This window comes from Novosphingobium rosa NBRC 15208, assembly GCF_001598555.1.
GTDB lineage: Bacteria > Pseudomonadota > Alphaproteobacteria > Sphingomonadales > Sphingomonadaceae > Novosphingobium > Novosphingobium rosa.
The window spans coordinates 63274-84611 of record NZ_BCZE01000006.1; the positions used below are offsets into that span (position 1 = coordinate 63274).

20 protein-coding genes are annotated in these 21338 nt (G+C 65.7%); 16 read left to right on the forward strand and 4 right to left on the reverse strand.

Annotated features, from left to right (window positions below):
• From SR3_RS02850 to SR3_RS02895, 10 genes are all read left to right on the forward strand, one after another.
• Window positions 1–576 (forward strand): NifU family protein, encoded by a 576-nt coding sequence (locus tag SR3_RS02850; protein WP_068080460.1) that lies wholly within the window; start codon window positions 1–3, stop codon window positions 574–576.
• Window positions 566–1225 (forward strand): tRNA (adenosine(37)-N6)-threonylcarbamoyltransferase complex dimerization subunit type 1 TsaB, encoded by a 660-nt coding sequence (gene tsaB, locus SR3_RS02855; RefSeq protein WP_245653744.1) that lies wholly within the window; start codon window positions 566–568, stop codon window positions 1223–1225. Before SR3_RS02850 ends, tsaB begins: the two co-directional genes overlap by 11 nt.
• A gap of 9 nt (window positions 1226–1234) precedes the next feature.
• Window positions 1235–1708 carry a ribosomal protein S18-alanine N-acetyltransferase gene (rimI, locus tag SR3_RS02860; protein ID WP_068080462.1) on the forward strand — a complete coding sequence of 158 codons (474 nt, stop codon included), beginning with the start codon at window positions 1235–1237 and terminating at the stop codon, window positions 1706–1708.
• Window positions 1709–1883: 175 nt separating this feature from the next.
• A complete protein-coding gene (locus SR3_RS02865) occupies window positions 1884–2333 on the forward strand; it encodes a MucR family transcriptional regulator (protein WP_068080464.1) in 450 nt (149 codons plus the stop codon).
• 133 nt (window positions 2334–2466) lie between these two features.
• Window positions 2467–2892 carry a Fur family transcriptional regulator gene (locus tag SR3_RS02870; RefSeq protein ID WP_068080466.1) on the forward strand — a complete coding sequence of 142 codons (426 nt, stop codon included), beginning with the start codon at window positions 2467–2469 and terminating at the stop codon, window positions 2890–2892.
• Window positions 2893–3207: 315 nt separating this feature from the next.
• A complete protein-coding gene (gene miaB / locus SR3_RS02875; RefSeq protein ID WP_068080468.1) occupies window positions 3208–4527 on the forward strand; it encodes a tRNA (N6-isopentenyl adenosine(37)-C2)-methylthiotransferase MiaB in 1320 nt (439 codons plus the stop codon).
• A gap of 412 nt (window positions 4528–4939) precedes the next feature.
• Window positions 4940–5983 carry a PhoH family protein gene (locus SR3_RS02880; RefSeq protein WP_068080470.1) on the forward strand — a complete coding sequence of 348 codons (1044 nt, stop codon included), beginning with the start codon at window positions 4940–4942 and terminating at the stop codon, window positions 5981–5983.
• A gap of 281 nt (window positions 5984–6264) precedes the next feature.
• Window positions 6265–6759 carry an rRNA maturation RNase YbeY gene (gene ybeY, locus SR3_RS02885; protein ID WP_068080472.1) on the forward strand — a complete coding sequence of 165 codons (495 nt, stop codon included), beginning with the start codon at window positions 6265–6267 and terminating at the stop codon, window positions 6757–6759.
• 32 nt (window positions 6760–6791) lie between these two features.
• Window positions 6792–7709, forward strand: a complete 918-nt coding sequence (locus tag SR3_RS02890) for a hemolysin family protein (protein ID WP_068080474.1) — start codon at window positions 6792–6794, stop codon at window positions 7707–7709.
• A gap of 3 nt (window positions 7710–7712) precedes the next feature.
• Window positions 7713–8600 (forward strand): LysR substrate-binding domain-containing protein, encoded by an 888-nt coding sequence (locus SR3_RS02895; protein WP_084454858.1) that lies wholly within the window; start codon window positions 7713–7715, stop codon window positions 8598–8600.
• Window positions 8601–8626: 26 nt separating this feature from the next.
• Here SR3_RS02895 and SR3_RS02900 read toward each other — a convergent pair whose 3' ends face one another.
• Both SR3_RS02900 and SR3_RS02905 read right to left on the reverse strand, forming a co-directional pair.
• Window positions 8627–10546, reverse strand: coding sequence for a methyl-accepting chemotaxis protein (locus tag SR3_RS02900; RefSeq protein WP_084454859.1), 1920 nt, complete (start codon window positions 10544–10546; stop codon window positions 8627–8629).
• 250 nt (window positions 10547–10796) lie between these two features.
• On the reverse strand, window positions 10797–11264 hold the full coding sequence (locus SR3_RS02905) for a peptidylprolyl isomerase (RefSeq protein ID WP_068080476.1): 468 nt from the start codon (window positions 11262–11264) through the stop codon (window positions 10797–10799).
• A 145-nt stretch (window positions 11265–11409) separates the two neighbouring features.
• Here SR3_RS02905 and mgtE point away from each other — a divergent pair, with 145 nt between their 5' ends.
• Window positions 11410–12873 (forward strand): magnesium transporter, encoded by a 1464-nt coding sequence (gene mgtE / locus SR3_RS02910; RefSeq protein WP_084454860.1) that lies wholly within the window; start codon window positions 11410–11412, stop codon window positions 12871–12873.
• Window positions 12874–12911: 38 nt separating this feature from the next.
• Window positions 12912–13316, forward strand: a complete 405-nt coding sequence (locus SR3_RS02915; RefSeq protein ID WP_068080477.1) for a DUF1489 family protein — start codon at window positions 12912–12914, stop codon at window positions 13314–13316.
• Window positions 13317–13556: 240 nt separating this feature from the next.
• On the opposite strand, the gene nudC is transcribed toward SR3_RS02915, so the two are convergent.
• Complete coding sequence (gene nudC / locus SR3_RS02920) at window positions 13557–14477, reverse strand: NAD(+) diphosphatase (protein ID WP_068080479.1); 921 nt, start codon at window positions 14475–14477, stop codon at window positions 13557–13559.
• The gene (locus SR3_RS02925; protein WP_068080481.1) at window positions 14474–15547 is read right to left on the reverse strand and encodes an A/G-specific adenine glycosylase; all 1074 of its coding nucleotides are present in this window, start codon (window positions 15545–15547) and stop codon (window positions 14474–14476) included. The genes nudC and SR3_RS02925 overlap by 4 nt, the downstream gene beginning before the upstream one ends.
• Window positions 15548–15603: 56 nt before the next feature.
• Here SR3_RS02925 and SR3_RS02930 point away from each other — a divergent pair, with 56 nt between their 5' ends.
• The 4 genes from SR3_RS02930 (at window position 15604) to SR3_RS02945 (ending at window position 21312) form a co-directional block, all read left to right on the forward strand.
• Window positions 15604–16200, forward strand: a complete 597-nt coding sequence (locus SR3_RS02930; protein ID WP_084454862.1) for a DUF721 domain-containing protein — start codon at window positions 15604–15606, stop codon at window positions 16198–16200.
• A complete protein-coding gene (locus tag SR3_RS02935; RefSeq protein WP_157098599.1) occupies window positions 16200–16979 on the forward strand; it encodes a DsbA family protein in 780 nt (259 codons plus the stop codon). The genes SR3_RS02930 and SR3_RS02935 overlap by 1 nt, the downstream gene beginning before the upstream one ends.
• Window positions 16980–17103: 124 nt before the next feature.
• Window positions 17104–17880 carry a thioredoxin domain-containing protein gene (locus SR3_RS02940; RefSeq protein ID WP_169805547.1) on the forward strand — a complete coding sequence of 259 codons (777 nt, stop codon included), beginning with the start codon at window positions 17104–17106 and terminating at the stop codon, window positions 17878–17880.
• A 6-nt stretch (window positions 17881–17886) separates the two neighbouring features.
• Entirely contained in the window at window positions 17887–21312 is a 3426-nt protein-coding gene (locus SR3_RS02945) for a chromosome segregation SMC family protein (protein WP_068080486.1), read from the forward strand.
• Window positions 21313–21338: the final 26 nt, after the last annotated feature.

The following is a 21338-nucleotide window of genomic DNA, read 5'->3' on the forward strand; positions in this document are numbered from 1 at the left end:
ATGTTCATTGAAACCGAAACCACCCCGAACCCCGCAAGCCTGAAGTTTCTTCCCGGCCAGCAGGTGATGCCCGCCGGCTCGCGCGAGTTCACCAATGACGAGGAAGCCGCTGCTTCGCCGCTGGCCGAAGCGCTTTTCTCGCTGGGCGATGTGACCAACGTCTTCTTCGGGCGCGATTTCATCGCGGTGACGGCGGGCGAAGGCGTCGACTGGTCGGCCCTGAAGCCGCAGGTGGTGGCGATCCTGCTGGATCACTTCATTTCGGGCGCGCCGCTGTTCGCCGCCGCCAGCGCCGATTTCAAGGTGCCCGGCGAGGATGACGAGGATCTGGGCGATGCCCCCGAGGACGCCGACATCATCGACCAGATCAAGGATCTGCTGGAAACCCGCATCCGCCCCGCCGTCGCCAATGATGGCGGCGATGTGCTCTATCGCGGTTACCGCGAGGGTGTGGTGTTCCTGAAGATGCAGGGCGCCTGCTCTGGCTGCCCTTCGTCGAGCGCCACGCTCAAGAACGGCATCGAAAGCCTGATCAAGTATTACGTGCCGGAGGTGACCGAGGTTCGTGCTGCCTGATACCGCCTTTTCCTTGCGCAAGGGCCGAGTTCTGGCCGTGGAATGCGCGACAGAAGCCTGTTCCGTCGCCCTGTTTCAGGATGGCGCGCTGATCGCGGGCGAGTTCCGCCAGCTGGGGCGCGGTCATGCCGAGGCTCTGGTGCCGATGATCGCCGCCCTGCCGGATCGCGGCAAGGCCGATGCCATCGTGACGGGGCTTGGACCGGGCAGCTTTACCGGCGTGCGGATCGCGCTGGCTGCAGCGCGCGCTCTGGCGCTGGCCTGGGGCGTGCGGGCCTGGGGCTATCCCACACTGGCGCTGATCGCCGCCATGGCACGCGGGGATGAGGCTGTTGACGTGCTGGCCGCCACCACCGGCGGCCATGGCGAATGGTTCGTGCAGGGTTTTGGCGCGGATGGCGGAGCGCTTGCCCCTCTCGCCTCGCTGGCCCCGCAAGATGCGGCGGCTCAGGGGATTGCGCGTGTGGCGGGCAGTCAGGCGCAGGCGCTGGTCGATCTGCGCGGATCGGGCGAGGCCCGCGTGCTGTGGCCCGATGCCCGCGCCCTGATGCAACTTCCCGACAGCGCACTGACCGGCGACCTCTCCCCGCTCTATGGCAGGGCGCCCGATGCGCGCCTGCCAGGCGGGCTGCTCCCAACCGCCGCCTGAGGAGCAACCATGGTCAGCCTCGCCCCGCATGACGACATCGACCGGATCATGGCCGTCATGCAAGAGGCCTTCGACCCGGCCTATGGCGAGGCCTGGACCCGCGCCCAGCTCGACAACACGCTGGTGCTGGGCCACTGCAGCTACGCCATGATCGCCCCTGACGGGCAGGCCCCCGAAGACATGACTCCGGCTGCCGGCTTCACCCTGACGCGCACCATTCTGGACGAGGAAGAGCTGCTACTTTTCGCCGTTTCCCCCGCCTGGCGCGGGCGCGGATTGGGCCGGACGCTGCTGCAGCAATTGATCGAAACCGCGCCCGCACGCGGCGTGAAGCGCATCTTTCTGGAAATGCGCGATAACAATCCCGCGGAATCCCTGTACCGGGCCTGTGGCTTCCAGCCTGTTGGTCGGCGCCCGCAATACTATCGCACCCGCGAAGGAGAACGGATCGACGCGATCACCTTTGCAATTGATATGAATTAACCCAAAACCCCAATGTGAATAAAGTTTAATTACGCCATCGCGACCAGGGCCTTGGCTATATTGAGACTTGAACTAGCGGATCAAAAGTCTATAAATGATCGCGCTGGATTTACAGTCCAGAACATACCCCCAAGAACTAATTGGGTCGCTAAAAAGCCATAAGGGTCGGAAAATCATGGACAATATCAACGACATCAAAGAAACGCTGATCACGCTGGCTTCGGATATCGTCGCCGCCCATGTCAGCAACAACAGCGTCGCGGTCGAGGAACTCCCCGCGCTGATCACCAATGTTTACGGCGCTCTGGCCTCGCTGGGTCAGGAAGCCCCCGTGGCCGAAGCTCCGCCCGAGCCCGCCGTGTCGATCCGCGCTTCGGTCAAGCCCGATCACATCGTCTGCCTGGAAGACGGCAAGAAGCTCAAGATGCTCAAGCGCCATCTGGCCACGCATTACAACCTGACCCCCGAACAGTATCGCGCGCGCTGGAACCTGCCCGCCGACTATCCGATGGTCGCCCCCAACTATGCCGAAAAGCGCCGCGAACTGGCCAAGCAGATCGGCCTGGGCCGCAAGCCCGGCACCAAGCGTCCGCGCAAGGCCAAGGCCGCTGTTGCTGCCGCTTAAGCGAAAGCTTTGACTGCAAGGCATTATCATTAGGGTTCTGCATTTCAGTCATGGGGAAAATCACTTTTCCCATACTTGCAGTTTCGCCCCGCCGGGTTCATATCCGGCGGGGTCAATTTTATTCGGATATGCCGTGAACCAACCGATCGACATCGAAGCCCTGTGCCAACAACGCGGGCTGCGCATCACCGAACAACGGCGCGTCATCGCCAAGGTTCTGTCCGAAAGCAGCGACCACCCCGATGTGGACAAGCTGCACGAACGCGCCTCCGCCATCGATCCCGGTATCTCGATTGCCACGGTCTACCGTACCGTGCGCCTCTTCGAGGAAGCCGGCATCCTCGACCGCCACGATTTCGGCGATGGCCGCGCACGCTATGAAGCCGCGCCCGAAGCCCACCACGATCACCTGATCGATGTGGAATCCGGACAGGTCATCGAATTCGTCGATCCCGAGCTGGAAACGCTGCAGCGGTTGATTTCAGAGCGCCTGGGTTATCGCCTGGTCGATCACCGGCTTGAGCTTTACGGTGTGAAGCTGGACAGCAGCAAGAAGTAAGCTTCAAGAATTAAAGAGGAAATGCGAGGGTGTTACACCCTCGCGCTCCCATTATTATTGTCTGCGTTGTGCTTCGAGTTCGGCCATAGAGCCAAAGACGCCGCGCCGCAGGCATCGATGCTCGGCACAGCCTATCTTCAAAATCTATCGCCTGCGGGGCTTTATGCCGTGCAGGTGGAGAGGCTGGGCGCAAGGATTGGGCGCCACCCCCACTCCGTCGGGAGACGTAACGGGGGTGCAGGGGGCGTTACGCCCCCTGCTTTCATCCTTTCCTGACTTCAAATCCCCCGTGTTTTGGCGTAAGGGCGCGCGATCATGAGCACCTCCACCGCCCCCAAAACCTATCGCGTCAAGAGCTTCGGCTGCCAGATGAACGTCTATGACGGCGATCGCATGGGCGAGTTGCTCGCCGAGCAAGGCCTGACCGCCGCCGCCGAGGGGGACGATGCCGATCTGGTCGTGCTCAACACCTGCCACATCCGCGAGAAGGCCGCCGAGAAGGTCTATTCCGACATCGGCCGCCTCAAGCGTGAGGATGGCACCACCCCGCTGATCGCCGTGGCGGGCTGCGTCGCTCAGGCTGAGGGCGAGGAAATCATGGCCCGCGCGCCCAGCGTGAAGATGGTCGTGGGCCCGCAGGCCTATCACCGCCTGCCCGACATGCTGGAGCGCGCGAAGAACGGCGAGCGCGTGACCGACACCGACATGCCGACCGAGACCAAGTTCGATGCGCTGCCAAAGCGTCGTCGTTCGGGGTCTTCGGCGTTTCTGACGGTGCAGGAGGGCTGCGACAAGTTCTGCACCTATTGCGTGGTGCCCTATACGCGCGGCGCGGAGATCAGCCGTCCCTATGGCGATCTGATCGAGGAGGCCAAGCGCCTTGTCGATGCCGGCGCGCGTGAAATCACACTGCTGGGCCAGAACGTCAACGCCTGGACGGGCGAGAACGCCAGGGGACAGACCGTGGGCCTTGAAGGCCTGATCCGCGAGTTGGACGCCATCCCCGATCTGGCCCGCATCCGCTACACCACCAGCCATCCCAACGATATGGCCCAAGGCCTGATCGATGCCCATGGCGACGTGCCCAAGCTGATGCCCTATCTGCACCTGCCCGTGCAGTCGGGCAGCGACCGCATCCTGCGCCTGATGAACCGCAGCCATACGGTGGAAAGCTACCTCGCCGTGCTGGAGCGCGTGCGCGCGGTGCGGCCCGATATTGCGCTGTCGGGCGATTTCATCGTGGGCTTCCCCGGTGAGAGCGAGGCAGATTTCGGGGATACTTTGAAGCTGATCGATCAGGTCGGCTATTCCGCCGCCTTCAGCTTCAAATACTCGCCCCGCCCCGGCACGCCTGCCGCCACCATGGACGAGCAGATCAGCGCCGAGGTGATGGATGAGCGCCTGAAGCGCCTGCAAGCGCTGGTGATCGAGAAGCAGGTGGCCTTCAACGCAGCCTCTGTGGGCAAGGTGGTCGATGTGCTGGTCGAAAAGCGCGGGCGTCTGGCCGGGCAGTGGCTGGGCAAGTCGCCGTGGCTGCAGTCGGTGCATTTTATGGGCGAGGCAGCGGTCGGCGATCTGGTTCGGGTGGAACTGGTGCAGGCCGGGCCTAATTCGCTGGCGGGCAAGCTGATTTAAGGAAGAGAAAGCGAGGGTGTTACACCCTCGCGCTCCCATGACGTCTTCCGACGCAAGGGCATTGGCGCCCGAATGGTGCGCCCCGGCTATCCACCTGCGCAACCTGTGCGGCGCCGCAGGCTTTAAAACCTACAGCCCCGTTCCATCATGCGCATGCCTGCGGCGCTGCAACCTTGCTCCCTGGCCGAACCCGAAATGCAACGCGGACAATAAAGGGATTGCAAAGGGCGCCCCAGCTTGTCGCATGCGACAAGTGCACGCTTAGGGCCCTTTGCCCGCCGGAGCCCCCCCCTGCCCCGAAAAAACTTTTCCACCGCCAGCACCACTCACCCCGCTTGCGCGCAGCCCAAGGCACCATATCTTGTGCCTGCATCCGGCGCAGACAGCGACTCCGGATGCAGACAAGGAGCGCATGGCCCGCAAGCATATCCGCGCCTACGAAGCATCGGCAGATGTGGCGCAACTCCGCCCCGAAGCAACCTCTCGCCCCACCCGCCGCGCGCGATCGGAGATGGAGTTCGAGGAAGCCACCATTCTTGGCATGCTCTTCGGGCAATTCGATTCCAATCTGGTGCTGATCGAGAACCGGCTTGGCGTCTACATCGCGGCCCGCGGCACCAAGGTGCAGATCGAGGGCACGGAGGACGCGGTCGCCCGCGCCCGTGACGTCCTCAGCGGCCTGCACAAGCGCTTGCTCGCCGGGCAGGACATCGACGCCGGCGCGGTGGAATCGCTGATCGCCATGTCGACCGAGCCCACGCTGGAGGGCATCATCACCGGCGACGCGCATCACCCGCCGATCATGATCCGCACCCGGCTGAAAACCATCGTTCCGCGCAGCCCGACGCAGATCGAGTATATGCGCGCGCTGGCCAGCCGTGACATCATCTTCGCGCTGGGCCCGGCAGGCACCGGCAAGACCTATGTTGCGGTGGCGCAGGCGGTCAGCATGCTGATCAGCGGCGCGGTACAGCGGCTCATCCTCTCGCGCCCGGCGGTGGAAGCGGGCGAAAAGCTGGGCTTCCTGCCCGGTGACATGAAGGACAAGGTCGATCCCTACCTCCGGCCTTTGTACGACGCCCTTTACGACTGCATGCCGCCCGAGCAGGTCGAGCGCCGTCTGGCGAGCGGTGAAATCGAGGTCGCGCCCATCGCCTTCATGCGCGGTCGCACCTTGGCAGACGCCTTCGTCATTCTGGACGAGGCGCAGAACACCACCCCCGCCCAGATGAAGATGTTCCTCACCCGCTTCGGCCAGAACAGCCGCATGGTGGTGTGCGGAGACCCCAATCAGGTCGACATCCCCGGCGGCACGGCCATGTCCGGCCTGGCCGATGCGGTCTCGCGCCTGAGCGGAGTGGAAGGCATGGCTACCGTGCGCTTCAATGCCGCAGATGTGGTGCGTCATCCAATCGTGGGGCGGATTGTCGAGGCTTATGAAGGGCCTCAGGCTTAAGAAGGTAGAAGGATAAGTGCGAGGGGGTTACCCCCTCGCGCTCCCATTCCGTCTCCCGACGATAAGGCAGTGGCACACCACCGTTGCGCCCCACCCGGGCTGAAGCGCCGCAGGCAGCAGACCCGATAGCGCTGTGTCATCAAACTTTACTCCCTGCGGCGCTATGAATTCGTGCCCCAACATATAGTCGGGGCGCGACGCAGACACTAAAGGGAGCGCGAGGGCGATGGCCCTCGCATTTCCCCTTCTTCTTCCCGAACTTCATCCTTAAGGCCCCTTCGATGCTCACCCTTGAAATCGACATCGAATCCCCCTGGCCCGAAACGCAGGACTGGGAAGCGCTCACGGAAAAAGCCGCCGGGGCCATTGCGCAGGTCGCGCCCGAACTCGCGCATGATCGCCTGATCGTCAGCCTGATCTTCACCAGCGACGAGGAGGTTCACGCCCTCAACAAGGAGTGGCGTGAGAAGGACAAGCCCACCAACGTCCTCTCCTTCCCCATGCTGGAGCGTGAGGATCTGCTGGACCTCGATGAAGACGGCCCGCCCGAAATGCTGGGCGATATCGCCATGGCTTACGAGACCTGCGCGCGTGAGGCGGAAGAAAAGGGTGTAAAACTCGCAGATCACGCCAGCCATCTGTTGATCCATGGCTTGCTCCATCTGGCCGGGCTGGATCATGAAATTTCCGAAGAAGACGCCGTTGCGATGGAAGCGCTGGAAATAAAGGCGCTTGCGCTGCTTGGCATCGCGGACCCATATGGCGACAGAGTTTAACCGAGTAAGGAGTGCATAGAGTGGGGGCCGATATGGGCCGTGCCGGTGACGGCGGCAATGGAGATGCGGACAGTAAAAGTTCGCTGTGGCGTGCTGTGAAGCGCTTTTTCGACAGCGGAGAGGTGGATCAGTCGCTGCGCGCCCATCTCGAAGAGGTGATCGACGAGCATGACGATGCCGATGCCGCGCAAGGCAGCGTGCAGGGCGATCTTCAGCAGTCCGAGCGGGAAATGCTCCGCAACCTGCTCCATTTCAGTGAGATGGATGCCTCCGACATCTGCATTCCGCGTGGCGAGATCATCGCCGTGCCCAACACCGCCACATGGGCCGAAGTCGTTGCGGCTTTCGCCAACCATGGCCATTCGCGCATGCCCGTCTATCGCGAGACGCTGGACGAGGTGATCGGCATGGTGCTGATCAAGGATGTGTTTCCCTTCCTCGCCAGCGGCAACACGCCCACCGATTGGTTGACCCTGCTGCGCCAGCCTTTGTTCGTGCCCTGCCCGCGCCCGGCGCTGGATGTGCTGGCCGATATGCGGCGGGGCCGCGTGCATCTGGCCGTCGTGCTGGACGAATATTCCGGCACCGAGGGCATCGTCACCTTCGAGGATCTGGTCGAGGAAATCGTCGGCGACGTCGAGGACGAGCACGATGATGCTCCGGTCGCCCTGCTGGTGCCGCTGGAAGGCGGCATGTGGGATGCCGATGCCCGCGCCCTGCTCGAAGATGTGGGCGAAGAAATCGACCCGCGTCTGGCCGAGGTGGAGGAAGACATCGACACGCTGGGAGGCCTGGCCTTCCTGCTGGCCGAGCAGGTGCCTCAGGTCGGCACCATTCTGGACCATGACAGCGGCTGGCGCATCGAGGTGACGGCGGGCGATGAGCGCCATGTCACCCGCTTGCGCCTGCACCCCCCCATCACCCAAGACAAACCGACGGACGAGGACTGATCCATGCCGGCTTCACGCCGCCTCCCCCCCCTGCGCGCTCTGGAAGCCTTTGTGCGGATCGTCCGGCTTGGCTCGGCCAAGGCGGCAGCCAATGAGCTGGGCCTGAGCCCTTCGGCCCTGTCGCGCCGCGTTGGCGCGCTGGAGGATTTCGTGGGCAAGCGCCTGTTCACCCGCCAGCATCAGGCCATGAAGCTGACCGAGGACGGCCAGACCTTCTACAACGCCGTGTCGCCCAAGCTGGAGGCGCTGGCCGAAGCGGTCGAATCGCAGATGGAAACCAGCAATGTGATGCGCCTGCATCTGGGCGTTCCGGCGCTCTATGCCGGTGAGCGGCTGTTCCCGCATCTGCCCGAGCTGCGCAAACTGCACCCGCGCCTGCATATCGATATCGACACCGGCCCTCAGTTGGAAACGCGGCTGGGCGATTCGCTCGATGCCGCCATCGTGCTCTCGAAAGGGCCGGATGCGCTGCTGCATGCGGTGCGGCTCGATCACAATCAGGTCCACGCCTTCGCCTCACCCAAGCTGGCGGCGGAGATCGGCCTGCATCCCGATCCGGCCAAGCTGGCGAAGCAGACCTTCCTGATCTCCGGCGCGCTGCCCGAAAGCTATGATGCGTGGAAGACCGCGCTGGGCATGGAGGATCTGGAACCGGCCGCCATCGATCACTACGATTCGGCCCAGCTGATCCTCGAAGCGGCGGCGCAGGGTCTGGGCATCGCCATCCTGAACGACGATCACCCCGAGCGCACCGGTGACGACCGCGTGGTGCGCCTGTTCGATGTGACGGTGGAAAGCCCCTACAGCTATTGGTTCGTCTGCCGCCCGCGCGAGCTGGAAAGCCGCCCGGTGCGCCTGTTCCACGACTGGCTGATCAAGACGATGCTTTAAGGTTCGAGCGCGACCTGCCTGCCCTTTTAAAACTCGGACCAGTCCTCGGCCTCGCTGGCCACGGCGATCTGGGGGTTTGAGGGGGACGGCAGGCGCCGCTGCGTGGCGCGGGCGGGAATTGCCGTCACGCGGGCGAAACCGGTGAGCGGCTCGGAATCGAAACTGCTGGCGGGCACCGGCACCGGCAAGGCGTGCCGGGGCAGATGCACCTCCTGCGGCAAGCCTGTCAGCGTAAAGCGCCCCACCACCTGCGCCAGCCGCTCGGCCTCATTGGCCAGGCTGGTGGCGGCGGCGGTGGTTTCCTCCACCAGCGCGGCATTCTGCTGGGTGGCCTTGTCCAGATCGGCGATCACGCCATTGACCTGCGCAATGGCATCGGCCTGCTGCGCCGATCCCTGCGCCAGCCCCCCGATCATATCGGCCAGATCGCTGGCCTGCCGCACGATGCGCAGCAGCGCGGCCTGCGTCTGGCTGACCATCTGCACCCCATGCTGCACCTCGCGCCCGGAGGTGACGATCAGCGCCCCGATCTCGCGCGCGGCCTGAGCGCTGCGCTCCGCCAGACTGCGCACCTCCGTGGCCACCACGGCGAAGCCGCGCCCGGCCTCCCCGGCACGCGCGGCTTCCACCCCGGCGTTCAGCGCCAGCAGATTGGTCTGGAAGGAAATGCCGTCGATGATCTCAACGATGCCGCGCATCCGCTCCGATGAGGCCGCGATGGAGGTCATGGCCGCCACGGCCTCGCCCATCTGCTGGCCGCTGGCGGTGGCCTCCCTTTCGGCATCCTGCGCGGCGGCGGCGGCACTGGCGGCGGCGCTGCGCGCCTGCGTCACCGAGCTGGTCAGGCCCCTCACCGTCACGGAGGTTTCGCCAAGGCTGGCGGCCTGCTTTTCGGTGCGCAGGGCCAGATCCTGAGCGGCAGCGGAAATCTCGCTGGCCCCGTCGCGCACCGCGCCGGAGGAATGGCCGACCTCCTCCATCTGCTCGCCCAAAGCTTCCATCATCGCGTTGAAGTCATGGCGCAACTGCTCATATTCTCTGGGAAAGGCCTCACGGATGCGGTGATCGAGCCGCCCTTCCTTCAGCGCGCTCAATCCGTCCTCCAGCGCTCCGGTCACCTGCCGCTGCACCGCCACCTGCGCCTCGGCCTCGGCGCGGGCGCGGCGGGTGATGCTCACCTTGATGGCATCGAGCGCGCGGGCAATCTCGCCCAGCTCGTCCTGCTGATCGGCGCCGGGCACCACGATATCGAGCTGCCCCGAAGCCATGGTGCGCATGGCGTTGCGCAGCCTGTCCAGCGGCTTGATCACCCGCTGCGAAAACAGCAACAGGATCAGCCAGCCGAGGGCCAGCCCGATGATGCCGGAGATCAGGCACTGCCAGCTCGCGGTTTTGGCCTGCATGGTGTTGCCATTGGCAAAGCGGTAGGATTCCTCGACATTATACCGGCGGCAGGCATCCAGCGCCGCCTGCAAGGCAAAGGCGTTGCGGATGAACTCGCCACGGTAGAGCCGCACCGCCGCCTCACGGTCCCCGCTGGCGCCGACATCGTGAACACGCTGCAGATCCATCTTGAAGACCGTCCACAGCTTCAGGCTCCTCTGGTAGAGGATATCGTCCCTGCTGTCGGAGATCAGCGGCTTGTAATCCTGCAGATCCTTGTCGACCCGGGCCATGCTGGCGCGCATGTTGCTTTCGGCCCAGTCACGCTCCTGCTGGTCCAGCCCCATCAGAAAGCGGGTCAAATAAACCCGCGACAGTTCGAAATTGATCGTCGCGCGGCCCAGAACATCCACGCTGGGCACAAGATTCCCGCTGCTGTAGCTCAGCACGGCGACACCTTTGCGCGCGCCCATCACAGCCGTGACGGAAATCAGGCCGATGATCAGCGACAAGGCCAGAACCCCGGCGGTGATAACGGTACTGATCCTGAAACGGCGCAACATGAACGACCCCCCAAGGGCAAGGCGCGACAGGGCGCGTGATTGCAGCCTTGCTGTAGGGCTTAAGTTTCAACCTCCCCCTGCCTGCTCCCAAGGGTCGGCGCGTGTCTTGCGGTTAAGATATGCTTTACGCTTGGCTCTGGGCGTTGAGACAACCTCCCGCGCCCAAAGCAAAAGGCCGGGCCACGGGGATGCTATCCCCATGACCCGGCCCTTAAACGTGGCGATTCGCAATGCTGCGCGCCGGCGCGTGTCAGCCTTCCGAAACGGTGGCCTTCACGATGCTGCCGGGGTTGCGCGGCGGCTCACCCTTGGGCAGCGCGTCGACATGCTCCATGCCCGATTCCACGCGGCCCCACACCGTGTACTGACGGTCGAGGAAGGTGGCATCGTCGAACACGATGAAGAACTGGCTGTTGGCCGAATGCGGATAGCTGGTGCGGGCCATCGAGACGGCGCCGCGGGTGTGCGGCTCCTCATTGAATTCGGCCTGCAGGTCGGGCTTGTCGCTGCCGCCGGTGCCGGTGCCGTTGGGGCAACCGCCCTGCGCCATGAAGCCGGGGATCACGCGGTGGAACTTGATGCCATCGTAGAAGCCTTCGCCGGCCAGCTCCTTGATGCGCGCGACATGGCCCGGGGCCAGATCGGGACGCAGCTTGATCACGACGTCGCCGGTGCCATTGCCGGTGTCCACGGTCAGGGTCAGAAATTCGTCGGCCATGTTCACTCCTTGAAAATCGTGGCGTTTCCCGCAACCCCGGCCAGACCCGCCGCCGCGCCACCGCCCCCCGCATGAGGGAGCAAAAAACGCACGACCAGCCTTTGCCCGGTTGCTTTTGCCGGTGGCATGCCTAGACCTCCTCGCGATGACTGTCGAGCCCAGCGCGCCCCTTCACGAGCCCCATGATGGCCCCGATCACGCCGATCTGGACCTGACGCTGGATCATGCCCCCGGCCCGGACAGCGAAAGCGACAGTCTGGACGAGGACAATCGCCTGAAAAGCGACTTCATCCACCGCGTGCGCGACGCGCTGGAGGCCGGCGAGGTCGATCAGGTCTACGATCTCGTCGAACCGCTGCACCCCGCCGACATCGCCGACCTTTTCGAGCTGGTCGATTCCGATGAGCGCGGCGCGCTGGCCCACGCCATCTCCGACCTGATGAGCGGCGAGGTCTTCGCCGAAATGAACGACCACGTGCGTGAAGCACTGGTCGACGAACTGCCAGCGCAAGACATCGCCGAAATCGCCGAGAACATGGACACGGATGACGCCGTGGCCCTGATCGAGGATCTCGATGTCGAGGACCAGCAGGCCGTTCTGGCCGAGATGGAGCCGGAAGACCGCGCCGCCATCGAATCGGCGCTGGCCTATCCCGAAGAATCCGCCGGCCGTTTGATGAGCCGCGACGTCATCGCCGTGCGCGAGGCGATGAGTGTCGGCGATCTGATCGATTACCTCAGCGAAAACAACCACCTGCCCACCGAGTTCTGGGAAGTCTTCATCGTTGACGCGCGCCACCATCCGGTGGGCACCTGCGTCCTCTCATGGCTGCTGCGCTCGCCCCGCGATGTGGCGCTGGCCGATGTGATGAAGCGCGACCAGACGCTGATCCCCGTCACGATGGATCAGGAAGAGCTGGCGCTGCGCTTCCAGAAATATGCGCTGATTTCCGCCGCCGTGGTCGATGAAAGCGGGCGTCTTGTCGGCCAGATCACCGTCGACGACGTGATCCACATCATTCAGGAAGAGGCAGGCGAGGACGCTCTGGCCCTCTCCGGCGCAGGCGACGGCGACATCAATGAACCGCTGCACCTGACGATCAAATCGCGCCTGTGGTGGCTGTTCATCAACCTTGGCACGGCGATGCTGGCCTCCTCGGTGGTCGCCGTGTTCCAGGGCACGATCGAGAAGCTGGTGACGCTGGCCGTCATCATGCCGATCATCTCGGGCATGGGCGGCAATGCCGCCACCCAGACCATGGCCGTGACGGTCCGGGCGCTGGCCACCAACCAGCTGACCAACCACAACACATGGCGCATGATCATGCGCGAATGGTGGATCGCCAACGCCAATGGCTGGGGCTTGGGTACGCTGATGGCGCTGGGTTGCCAGCTGGTCTATCACGACTGGATGCTCTCGCTGGTGGTGGTGCTGGCGATGATCCTGAACTCGATCAACGCGGGCCTTTCCGGCGTGCTGATCCCCATTGGCCTCGAAAAGCTGAAGATCGACCCCGCCGTGGTCTCCACCGTTTTCGTCACCACCATGACGGACACGCTGGGCTTCTTCTTCTTCCTCGGCCTGGCCGCCGCCTTCCACCTGCACTGAGGTTGACCAAAGCGCCGCAAATCCCCACCTAGGCGCGCATGGCTGACCTCCCCCTCAACATGACCAAGATCGCCTTCGGCTGCGAGAGCGCCGCCGACCTGCGCGCGCGCCTTGAAGCCCAGTCGCCCGAGGCCCGGATTACCACCCGCTATCTGCCAACGCGCGCCAAGGAGATGGAGGGCGGATCGCTGTTCTGGATCCACGCGCATATGATCGTGGGCCGCTCGCCTATTTTAGGTTTCGAGCAAAAGGAAGATGGCCGGTTCTGGGTGCGTTTGGAACCGACGCTGATCCCCGTGGCTCCGATGCCGCGCCGGGCGCATCAGGGCTGGCGCTATCTCGCGGGCAAGGATGCGCCTGCGGATCTGGGCTCCGGCGGGGATGGGTCGGAGGCTTTGCCCGGGCATCTGGTCAGTGAGTTGGCCAAGCTGGGGCTGGTTTAAGAAAAGAGAGAAATGCGAGGGTGTTACACCCTCACGCTCCTTTTAGTGTCTACGTTGCGCTTTGGGTTCGGCCTTGGAGCCAAGCTCGCTGCGCCGCAGGCAGAAATCGGATTGCAAGCCTGCGGCGCTTAAGGTCACGCAGGTGGAGAGGTTGGGCACTTCATTTCGGCGCCACTGCCCCATCGTCGGAAGACGTAAAGGGAGCGCGAGGGCGATGGCCCTCGCTTCTTCTCTTCCTTCTTACCCCTTCAACCAATGATCCATCAGATGCCAAGCCACGGCGTGCTTGCCCGGAGCACTGAACGCCGCGCCATCCTCGCCGCGCTCCCGCGCTTCCATCGCCTCGGCGACCTGAGCGCGCGAAAACCAGCGGACATCCTCCAGTTCGGTTGCGTCCATCGTCAGCTCGCGCGACAGGGCGCGGGCATGGCAGCCCAGCATCAGCGACGATGGAAACGGCCAGGGCTGGCTGGCGACAAAGCGCACCTCTTCCACGGCGATCCCGGCTTCCTCGAAGATCTCGCGGGCGACGGCTTCTTCCAGCGATTCGCCCGGCTCCACGAAACCCGCCAGCGTGGAGTAGCGATGCGTGGGAAAGCGCGGCTGGCGGCCCAGCAGCAGATCGCCGTCATGCTCGACCGACATGATGACGACAGGATCAGTACGGGGAAAATGGTCCGCGCCGCAGGCCTCGTTGACGCAACCGCGCTGCCAGCCGCCCTTGCCGATCACCGTGGGCGAACCGCAACGCGGGCAGAAGCGATGGCGCGCGTGCCAGCCGACAAGGCTGCGCGCCAGACCATAGATCGCCAGATCGGAGGGCGCGATGGTGCCCATGGCGGCCCACAGCGCTGGCGATGCCGGGCCGACATGGCTCTGTTCCGGCGAGGGCACCGCAGCAAAGGCCCCCACTCCCGCCGGGTCGATGCCAAGGAACACCAGTTCCGCATCCCCCGCCTGCGCCACCTTGCTCCAGACCAGCGCGCCATCCTGCGTCAGCTGCGGGTCGATGCCATCCAGCATCAGCAGCCGCGCTTCGGGGGCCGATGCCAAAGCAGCAAGCGCGGCGTCATCGCGGCGCAGGGCGTCGGCGCGGTCGAGCAGGCTGCCGGTGAAGGCGACGGGGGGGCGGGCGCTGTCCAGCACTGTGTCGAGGCTCATGGGAACTCCAATTCTGAACCCGCCATGGCGCGGGCTGCGGCGCGGGCGAAAACGGTGGGCAGACCCGCCTCATCGATGCGGGCCAACGGCCACCACTCGCCTGGGCCTTCGGGGGGCTGGTGTGCTGTAGCGCCCTGCACCGTCATGGTCAGCGAGAAATGTGTAAAAACATGGGTTACCGCGCCAAGATCGCGCCATGCTGCGACGAAAGGCGGTTGGCGGGAGCCATCAACCCGCGCCGTCCAGCCATCCTCGGGCAGAGCGCGCATACCGCCCAGCAGGCCCTTGCCCTCGCGGCGCACCAGCCAGACCTCGACGCCTTGCGGGCCTTGCCGCGTAATCCAGAAGGCGGTGCCGGTGCGCAAGGGCTTGGCAACCTTGGGCGGCTTGACGGGATAGGCCTCAGCCTTGCCCTCAGCGCGCGCCTTGCACCACTCCGCCACCGGGCAGATCAGGCATTTGGGCGAGCGGGGCGTGCAGATCGTCGCCCCCAGATCCATCATGGCCTGAGCGAAATCACCGGCATGATCGTCCGGAGTCAGGCTGTCAGCCCCATCCCGGATCAAACTCTTGGCAGCAGGTAAAGGCGTGTCGATGGCCAGCAGACGCGAGACCACCCGCTCGACATTGCCATCCACCACCACCGCGCGCTGGCCGAAAGCGATCGAGGCCACCGCAGCCGCCGTATAGGCCCCCAGCCCCGGCAGAGCCCGCAGCCCGGCTTCATCCTGAGGGAAGGCCCCCAGTCCAGCCACCACGCGCGCGCATTCCACCAGTCGCCGGGCGCGGGAATAGTACCCAAGCCCCGCCCATGCGGCCATCACATCCTCTTCCGGGGCTTTGGCCAGCGCTTCAACGCTGGTCCAGCGGCGGGTAAAGTTTTCGAAATAGGGGATAACTGCCGCCACGGTGGTCTGCTGCAGCATCACCTCGGAAAGCCAGACCCGATAGGCCTCCATCCTTGGCGCGCCGGGCGGCGCACGCCATGGCAGAGTGCGGGCATGGCTGCGATACCAGGCCAGCAGGGCCTGGGTCACGGGGTGTTGCGGGGAGTCGCCTCTGGCATCCATGCGGTGCCTATGGCATGGCGAGCGCCTCAAGGAAACGCCGTGGAAGGTGCAGGGCCATGGACGAACAGCGCAAAGCGGGCCGCCCTGCCCCAAAGGGCACCAAAGGCAACGGCGCAAAAGCGCCCCCAAAAGAGAAGGCCAAACCCAAGGAGCCCAAACTGTTCGAGCGCGCGCGCGGCGGACAGGCACGGATGATCTCCGATTTGATGCCGGATGTGGGGCGCAGCGCCTTTCGCCGATTCGGCTTTGTGCAATCCAGCGTCGTCACCCGCTGGCCGGAAATCGTGGGGCCCGCGCGGGCGAAAATCTGCGCGCCCGAATCCATCCGCTTCGCACCCGGAGAAAAGGGCGATGGCATCCTGCAGCTGGTGGTGGTGCCCGCCCATGCCCCGATCGTCAGCATGATGCTGCCCGAGATCGTCGAGCGGGTGAACCGCTTCTTCGGTTACAACGCCGTGGAGCGCGTGAAGATCAGGCAGGGCGAGGTCAAACCCCGCCCCTATGCCCCCGGCGGCGCGGCCGAAGCCCCTGTGCTCAAGCCCATCCCTGTCGAACTGGGCGATTCGCTGCGCGACATTGGCGACCCTGAGTTGAAGGCCGTGCTGGAATCCCTCGCGCGCAGCCTTGCAGGACGCGACGAGGAAGGCCAATAATGCGCGCCATGCTTTGCTCCACATTGCCCGCTCGCCCCCACCGCCTGTTCGCCCGTACCCTGCTTGCGCTGATGGCGCTGCTGGGCGCGTTGACCTTCAGCCCGGCCATCTCCGCACCTGCCAAGACTTTGGCCAAAAAGCCTGCCGCCGCTGCCCCCGCCCACGCGGACGGCAACTGGGGCAACACCGTCACCGTCACGCCCGAAGGCGGCCATCTGATCGGCAACCCCAACGCGGGGCTGCATCTGGTGGAATATATGAGCTACACCTGCCCCCATTGCGCTCACTTCCAGGCCGAGGGCGTGCCCACGCTGCGCCTCTCGATGATCGCCAGCGGCAAGGGCTCTTTCGAGGTGCGCCATTTCCTGCGCGATCCGGTGGATATGGCCGTCGCGCTGCTGACCAATTGCGTGCCGCCCGCCAAGTTCCAGTTCCTGCATGATTCCTTTTTGGCCCAGCAGTCCAAGTGGCTGGCCCCGGCTTCCGATCTTTCCAAGGATCAGCAGAAGCGCTGGTTCGAAGGCGCTCTGCCCACCCGCATGCGCGCCATCGCCAACGATCTGAAGCTCTATGATTTCGTCGAGGCGCGCGGCCTCTCGCGCGGCGAGGCCGACCGTTGCCTGACCAATGAGGCCATGGCCAAGCGCATCGCCGCCCAGACCGCCGAAGGCCAGAGAAATGGCGTGAACGGCACCCCCGGCTTCATGATCAACGGCGTGCTACTGGCGGGCACCTATGACTGGGCCACGCTGCGCCCTCAACTTGAAGCCCGCATGTGATGTCGCCAGTCATCTGGCGTTCGGAATTGCCTTTCTAATGCATCTGGTCGCCATTGCCCCTGGCGACTTTTTCACCCTGAAAACCCGGCCCCACGGCCATCATATGAATGAGGACAGGCCTGATATGACCACCTTTTCGTCGCGCAAGCGCGCCCTGACCCCGGCGCTGAAGCGCGCAATTCTTGGCGCCGCCATCCTGCCGCTGGCGCTGGGCGTCGCCGCCTGCAAGAAGGCCGACAACAGCGCCACCTCCAGCACGCCCTCCGTCGCCGCGCCCAGCACGCCGCCCGCCGGCAAGCAGTGGAACGATGTGATCGTGCCGACCAATGAGGGCGGTCTGGTGATGGGCAACCCCGCCGCGCCGATCAAGCTGGTGGAATATGGCTCGCTCTCCTGCCCGCACTGCGCCAAGCTGGCTCAGGACGGCATGGAAACGATCAACACCTATGTGAAGAGCGGCAAGGTTTCCTATGAATTCCGCAGCTTCGCCATCCATCCGCAGGATGTGCCGCTGACCGTGCTGGTGCGCTGCGCCCCCACCGAAGCCACCTTCGGCCTGATCGAGCAGCTGTTCATGAATTATGACTCGGTGGAAAAGCGTTCGGAGGAAGGCTTCCCCAAGGCTCAGGCCGCGCAGAACCAGCCGCCCGCCCAGCGCATGATCACCGTGGCCGATGCGCTTGGCTACACCGAGTTCTTCTCGGCGCGCGGCCTTTCGGTCGATCAGCAGCACAAGTGCCTGGCCGACACCGCCGCCGCCACCAAGGTGGCCAAGGAAAGCGAAGCCATCAGCAGCAAGGGCATCGAAGCCACCCCCACCGTCTTCGTCAACGGCGCCAAGGTCGAAGGCACCGAGTGGAACGAGGTGAACAAGGCTCTGCTGGCCGCCGGCGCGGCCTGATCCTCCATGCGTATCAGCCGGCTCAAACTGTCGGGCTTCAAAAGCTTCGTCGAGCCGGCTGAACTGCGTATCGAGCCGGGGCTGACCGGCGTTGTCGGCCCCAATGGCTGCGGCAAATCGAACCTGCTTGAGGCCATCCGCTGGGTGATGGGCGAAAGCAGCGCCAAATCGATGCGCGGCGGCGGCATGGAAGATGTGATCTTCGCCGGCACCGCCAGCCGCCCGCCGCGCGATTTCGCCGAAGTGGTGCTGGGCGCTCAGGACGATGAGGGCGAGCCTTTGGAGGTCGTGCGCCGCATCGAGCGCGGGGCGGGCAGCGCCTACCGCCTCAACGGACGCGATTGCCGGGCCAAGGATGTGGCGCTGGTCTTCGCCGATGCCGCCACGGGCGCGCATTCGCCCGCGCTGGTCAGCCAAGGCCGTATCGCCGCCGTGATCGCGGCCAAGCCGGGCGAGCGCCGCGCCATGCTGGAAGAGGCCGCAGGCATCGCCGGGCTGCATGTGCGCCGCCGCGATGCCGAGCAGAAATTGCGCGCCACCGAGGCCAATCTCACCCGCCTCGACGATATCATGGCCGGGCTGGACGGGCAGATCGCCAGCCTGCGTCGCCAGGCCCGCGCCGCCGAGAAATATCGCCATCTGTCCGAACTGATCCGCACCGCCGAGGCCCGCGTGATCTTCGCCCGCTGGCGTGAGGCGGCAGAGGCGGCGAAAGCGGCGCGCGCTCAGGCCTCCGCCGCCGAGGAACAGGTGGCCAAGGCGCAGACTCTGGCCGCCATCGCGCAGAACCGTCAGGCCGCCGCCGCGCAGACCATGGCCAAGGTCCGCGAGGAGTTGGCCGACCGACGCGATGATGCCCATGCCCAGGGCCATCTGCTGGCCCAGCTGACCACGAAGCTGGAAGGCGTCGAACGCCAGCTGCGCGATCTCACCCGCCAGCACACCCGTCTGGAAGAGGATCAGGGCGAGGCCGACCGGCTGACCCGCGATGCCGCCGCCGCCATCGAACGGCTGGAGCGTGACCACACCACCGCCCGCGATCAGCTGACCGCAGAGGAGACTCGCCGCCCCGCCCTTGCCATGGCGCTGGAACAGGCGGATCGCGCGGCGCGTGAGGCCGAGATCGCCTCGGCGCAGGCCACCGCCAAGCAGGCTGGGATCGAAGCGGAATGGCGCGTGGCCGAGGCTCAGGTCAGCGCAGCGGCCAGCCGGTTGGCGCGGGCTCAGGGCGAGATTGAAAGGTCCGCCGCCACTCTGCGCGCGCTGGAGGCGGCGGGCGATGTAGAGGCGGAACTGGCTGCGGCTCAAGCCGCCAATGACGCTGCGGCGCAGGATCTGGCGCAGGCGCGTGCGGCTTTGGACGATGCGCAAGCTTCGAAGGCCAGTCTGCAAGCCGCGCGCGATGCAGGGGCAGCGGCGGTGGCCTCCGCCCGCGCCGATCTGGCGGGAATCGAGCGCGAACACACCGCCCTGCTGCGCGACCGGGAAGCCCGCGCCAAAGCCGCCAAGGGCTCGGCAGGGCAGCGACTCGCCCTCGATCATCTGCGCGCCGAGCCGGGCTATGAGCGCGCTCTGGCCGCCGTGCTGGGTCGCGATGCCCGCGCGCCTTTGGGCCCGGCGCCCGCTCAGGCCGAGGGGCGTTTCTGGACCGGGGCCGAAGCGCCCGACGCCCTGCCCGATGCGCTGGCGGCCCATGTGCCGGGCGCCCCGCCCGAACTGGCCGCCCGTCTGGCGCTGGTGCAGGTGGTGGAGGCCGACGATGGCCGCGCCCTGCCCCCCGGCGCATGGCTGGTGACGCGCGCGGGCCATCTGCGCCGCTGGGACGGCTTTGTCGCGCGCGGCGAAGGCGCGGCGGAAGCGGCGCGGCTTGAAGCCGACAACCGCTTCGCCACGCTGGACGCGCAACTGCCGCCTTTGCGCGAGGCTTTGGCGCAGGCCGAAGCCGCGCAAGCCAAGGCCGCCGCCGATCTGGCGGCCACATCGCAGGCCGCCATTGCCGCCGAACGCGCCGTGGCTCAGGCCTCCGAAGCCGAGCGTCAGGCCCTGCGCCGCGTGGACCGCGCCGAGGCCGAGAAGGAACGCCTCGCCCGCCGCCGCACCGAACTGACCAGCGCCGCTCACGATCTGGAGCAGCAGTTGGAGGCAGCCCGCGCCGAACACCAGACCGCTCTGGACGCCCGCGCTGCCTTGCCCGCCCCCGATGCCGGTCGTGCCGAGCTGGCCGAGGCTCAGGCCCGCCATCAAGCCGCCCGCACCGCGCATCAGAACGCCACGGCGGCGCTTTCCGCACAGGATCAGATGCTGGCCGTGGCGCGTGAGCGGGTGACCGCCCAGGCCGCCGATATGGCCAGCTGGCAGGCCCGCGCCGGGGATGCCGCAAGGCGCCTCGCCGAAATGGGCCGCCGCTTCGCCGAGATCGAGGAAGAGCGCGCCGTGGTCGCCGCCGAGCCGCCCGCGCTGCAAAAGCGCATCGCCGAGGCCGAAGACATCCGCGCAAGGCTCGCCGCCGAACTGGCACAGGCCGAAACCGACCTCACCGCCGCCACCGCCGAAGCCCAGACCGCAGACGCCGCCTTCGCCGCCGCTCAGGACGTGCTGGGCGACGCCCGCGAAGCCCGCGCCGGAGCCACCGCCCGCGCCGAAAACGAGGAACTGCGCCGCGCCGACATGGGCCGCATTTCCGGTGAGCGCTTCCAGTGCCCGCCCCCACTGCTGCCCGAGCGCTTCGCCTTCGACGAAAACGCCAGCGTCTCCGCCGCCGACGAAACCAGCGCCATGGAGCGGCTCTCCACCGAGCGCGAGCGCATCGGCCCGGTCAACCTCGTCGCCGCAGAAGAACTGGCCATTGCCGAAACCCGCGCCAGCGACAGCGCCCGCGAACGCGCCGAACTGACCGAGGCCGTCGCCCGCCTGCGCGGCTCGATCGGCAGCCTCAACCGCGAAGGCCGCGAGCGCCTGCGCGCCGCTTTCGAGGCCGTCGATGGCCATTTCCGCCGGTTGTTCACGCGTCTGTTTCAGGGCGGCGCGGCGCATCTGGCATTGGTCGATTCGGACGATCCGCTCGAGGCCGGGCTGGAAATCTTCGCTCAGCCGCCGGGAAAGCGGCTGCAGTCTTTGACGCTGCTGTCGGGCGGCGAGCAGGCTCTGACCGCCGTGGCGCTGATCTTCGCGCTGTTCCTCACCAACCCCTCGCCCATCTGCGTGCTGGATGAGGTGGACGCGCCGCTGGACGACGCCAACATCGAGCGCTTCTGTGATCTGCTGGAAGCCATGGTGGGGGAAACGGACACGCGCTACCTGATCGTCACGCATAACGCCGTGACGATGAGCCGGATGCATCGGCTGTTCGGGGTGACGATGGTGGAAAAGGGCGTGTCGCGGTTGGTCAGCGTGGATCTGGAAGCGGCGGAGCAGTTGCTGGCAGAGGTTTAAGCAGGACGTATAAATGCGAGGGCCAT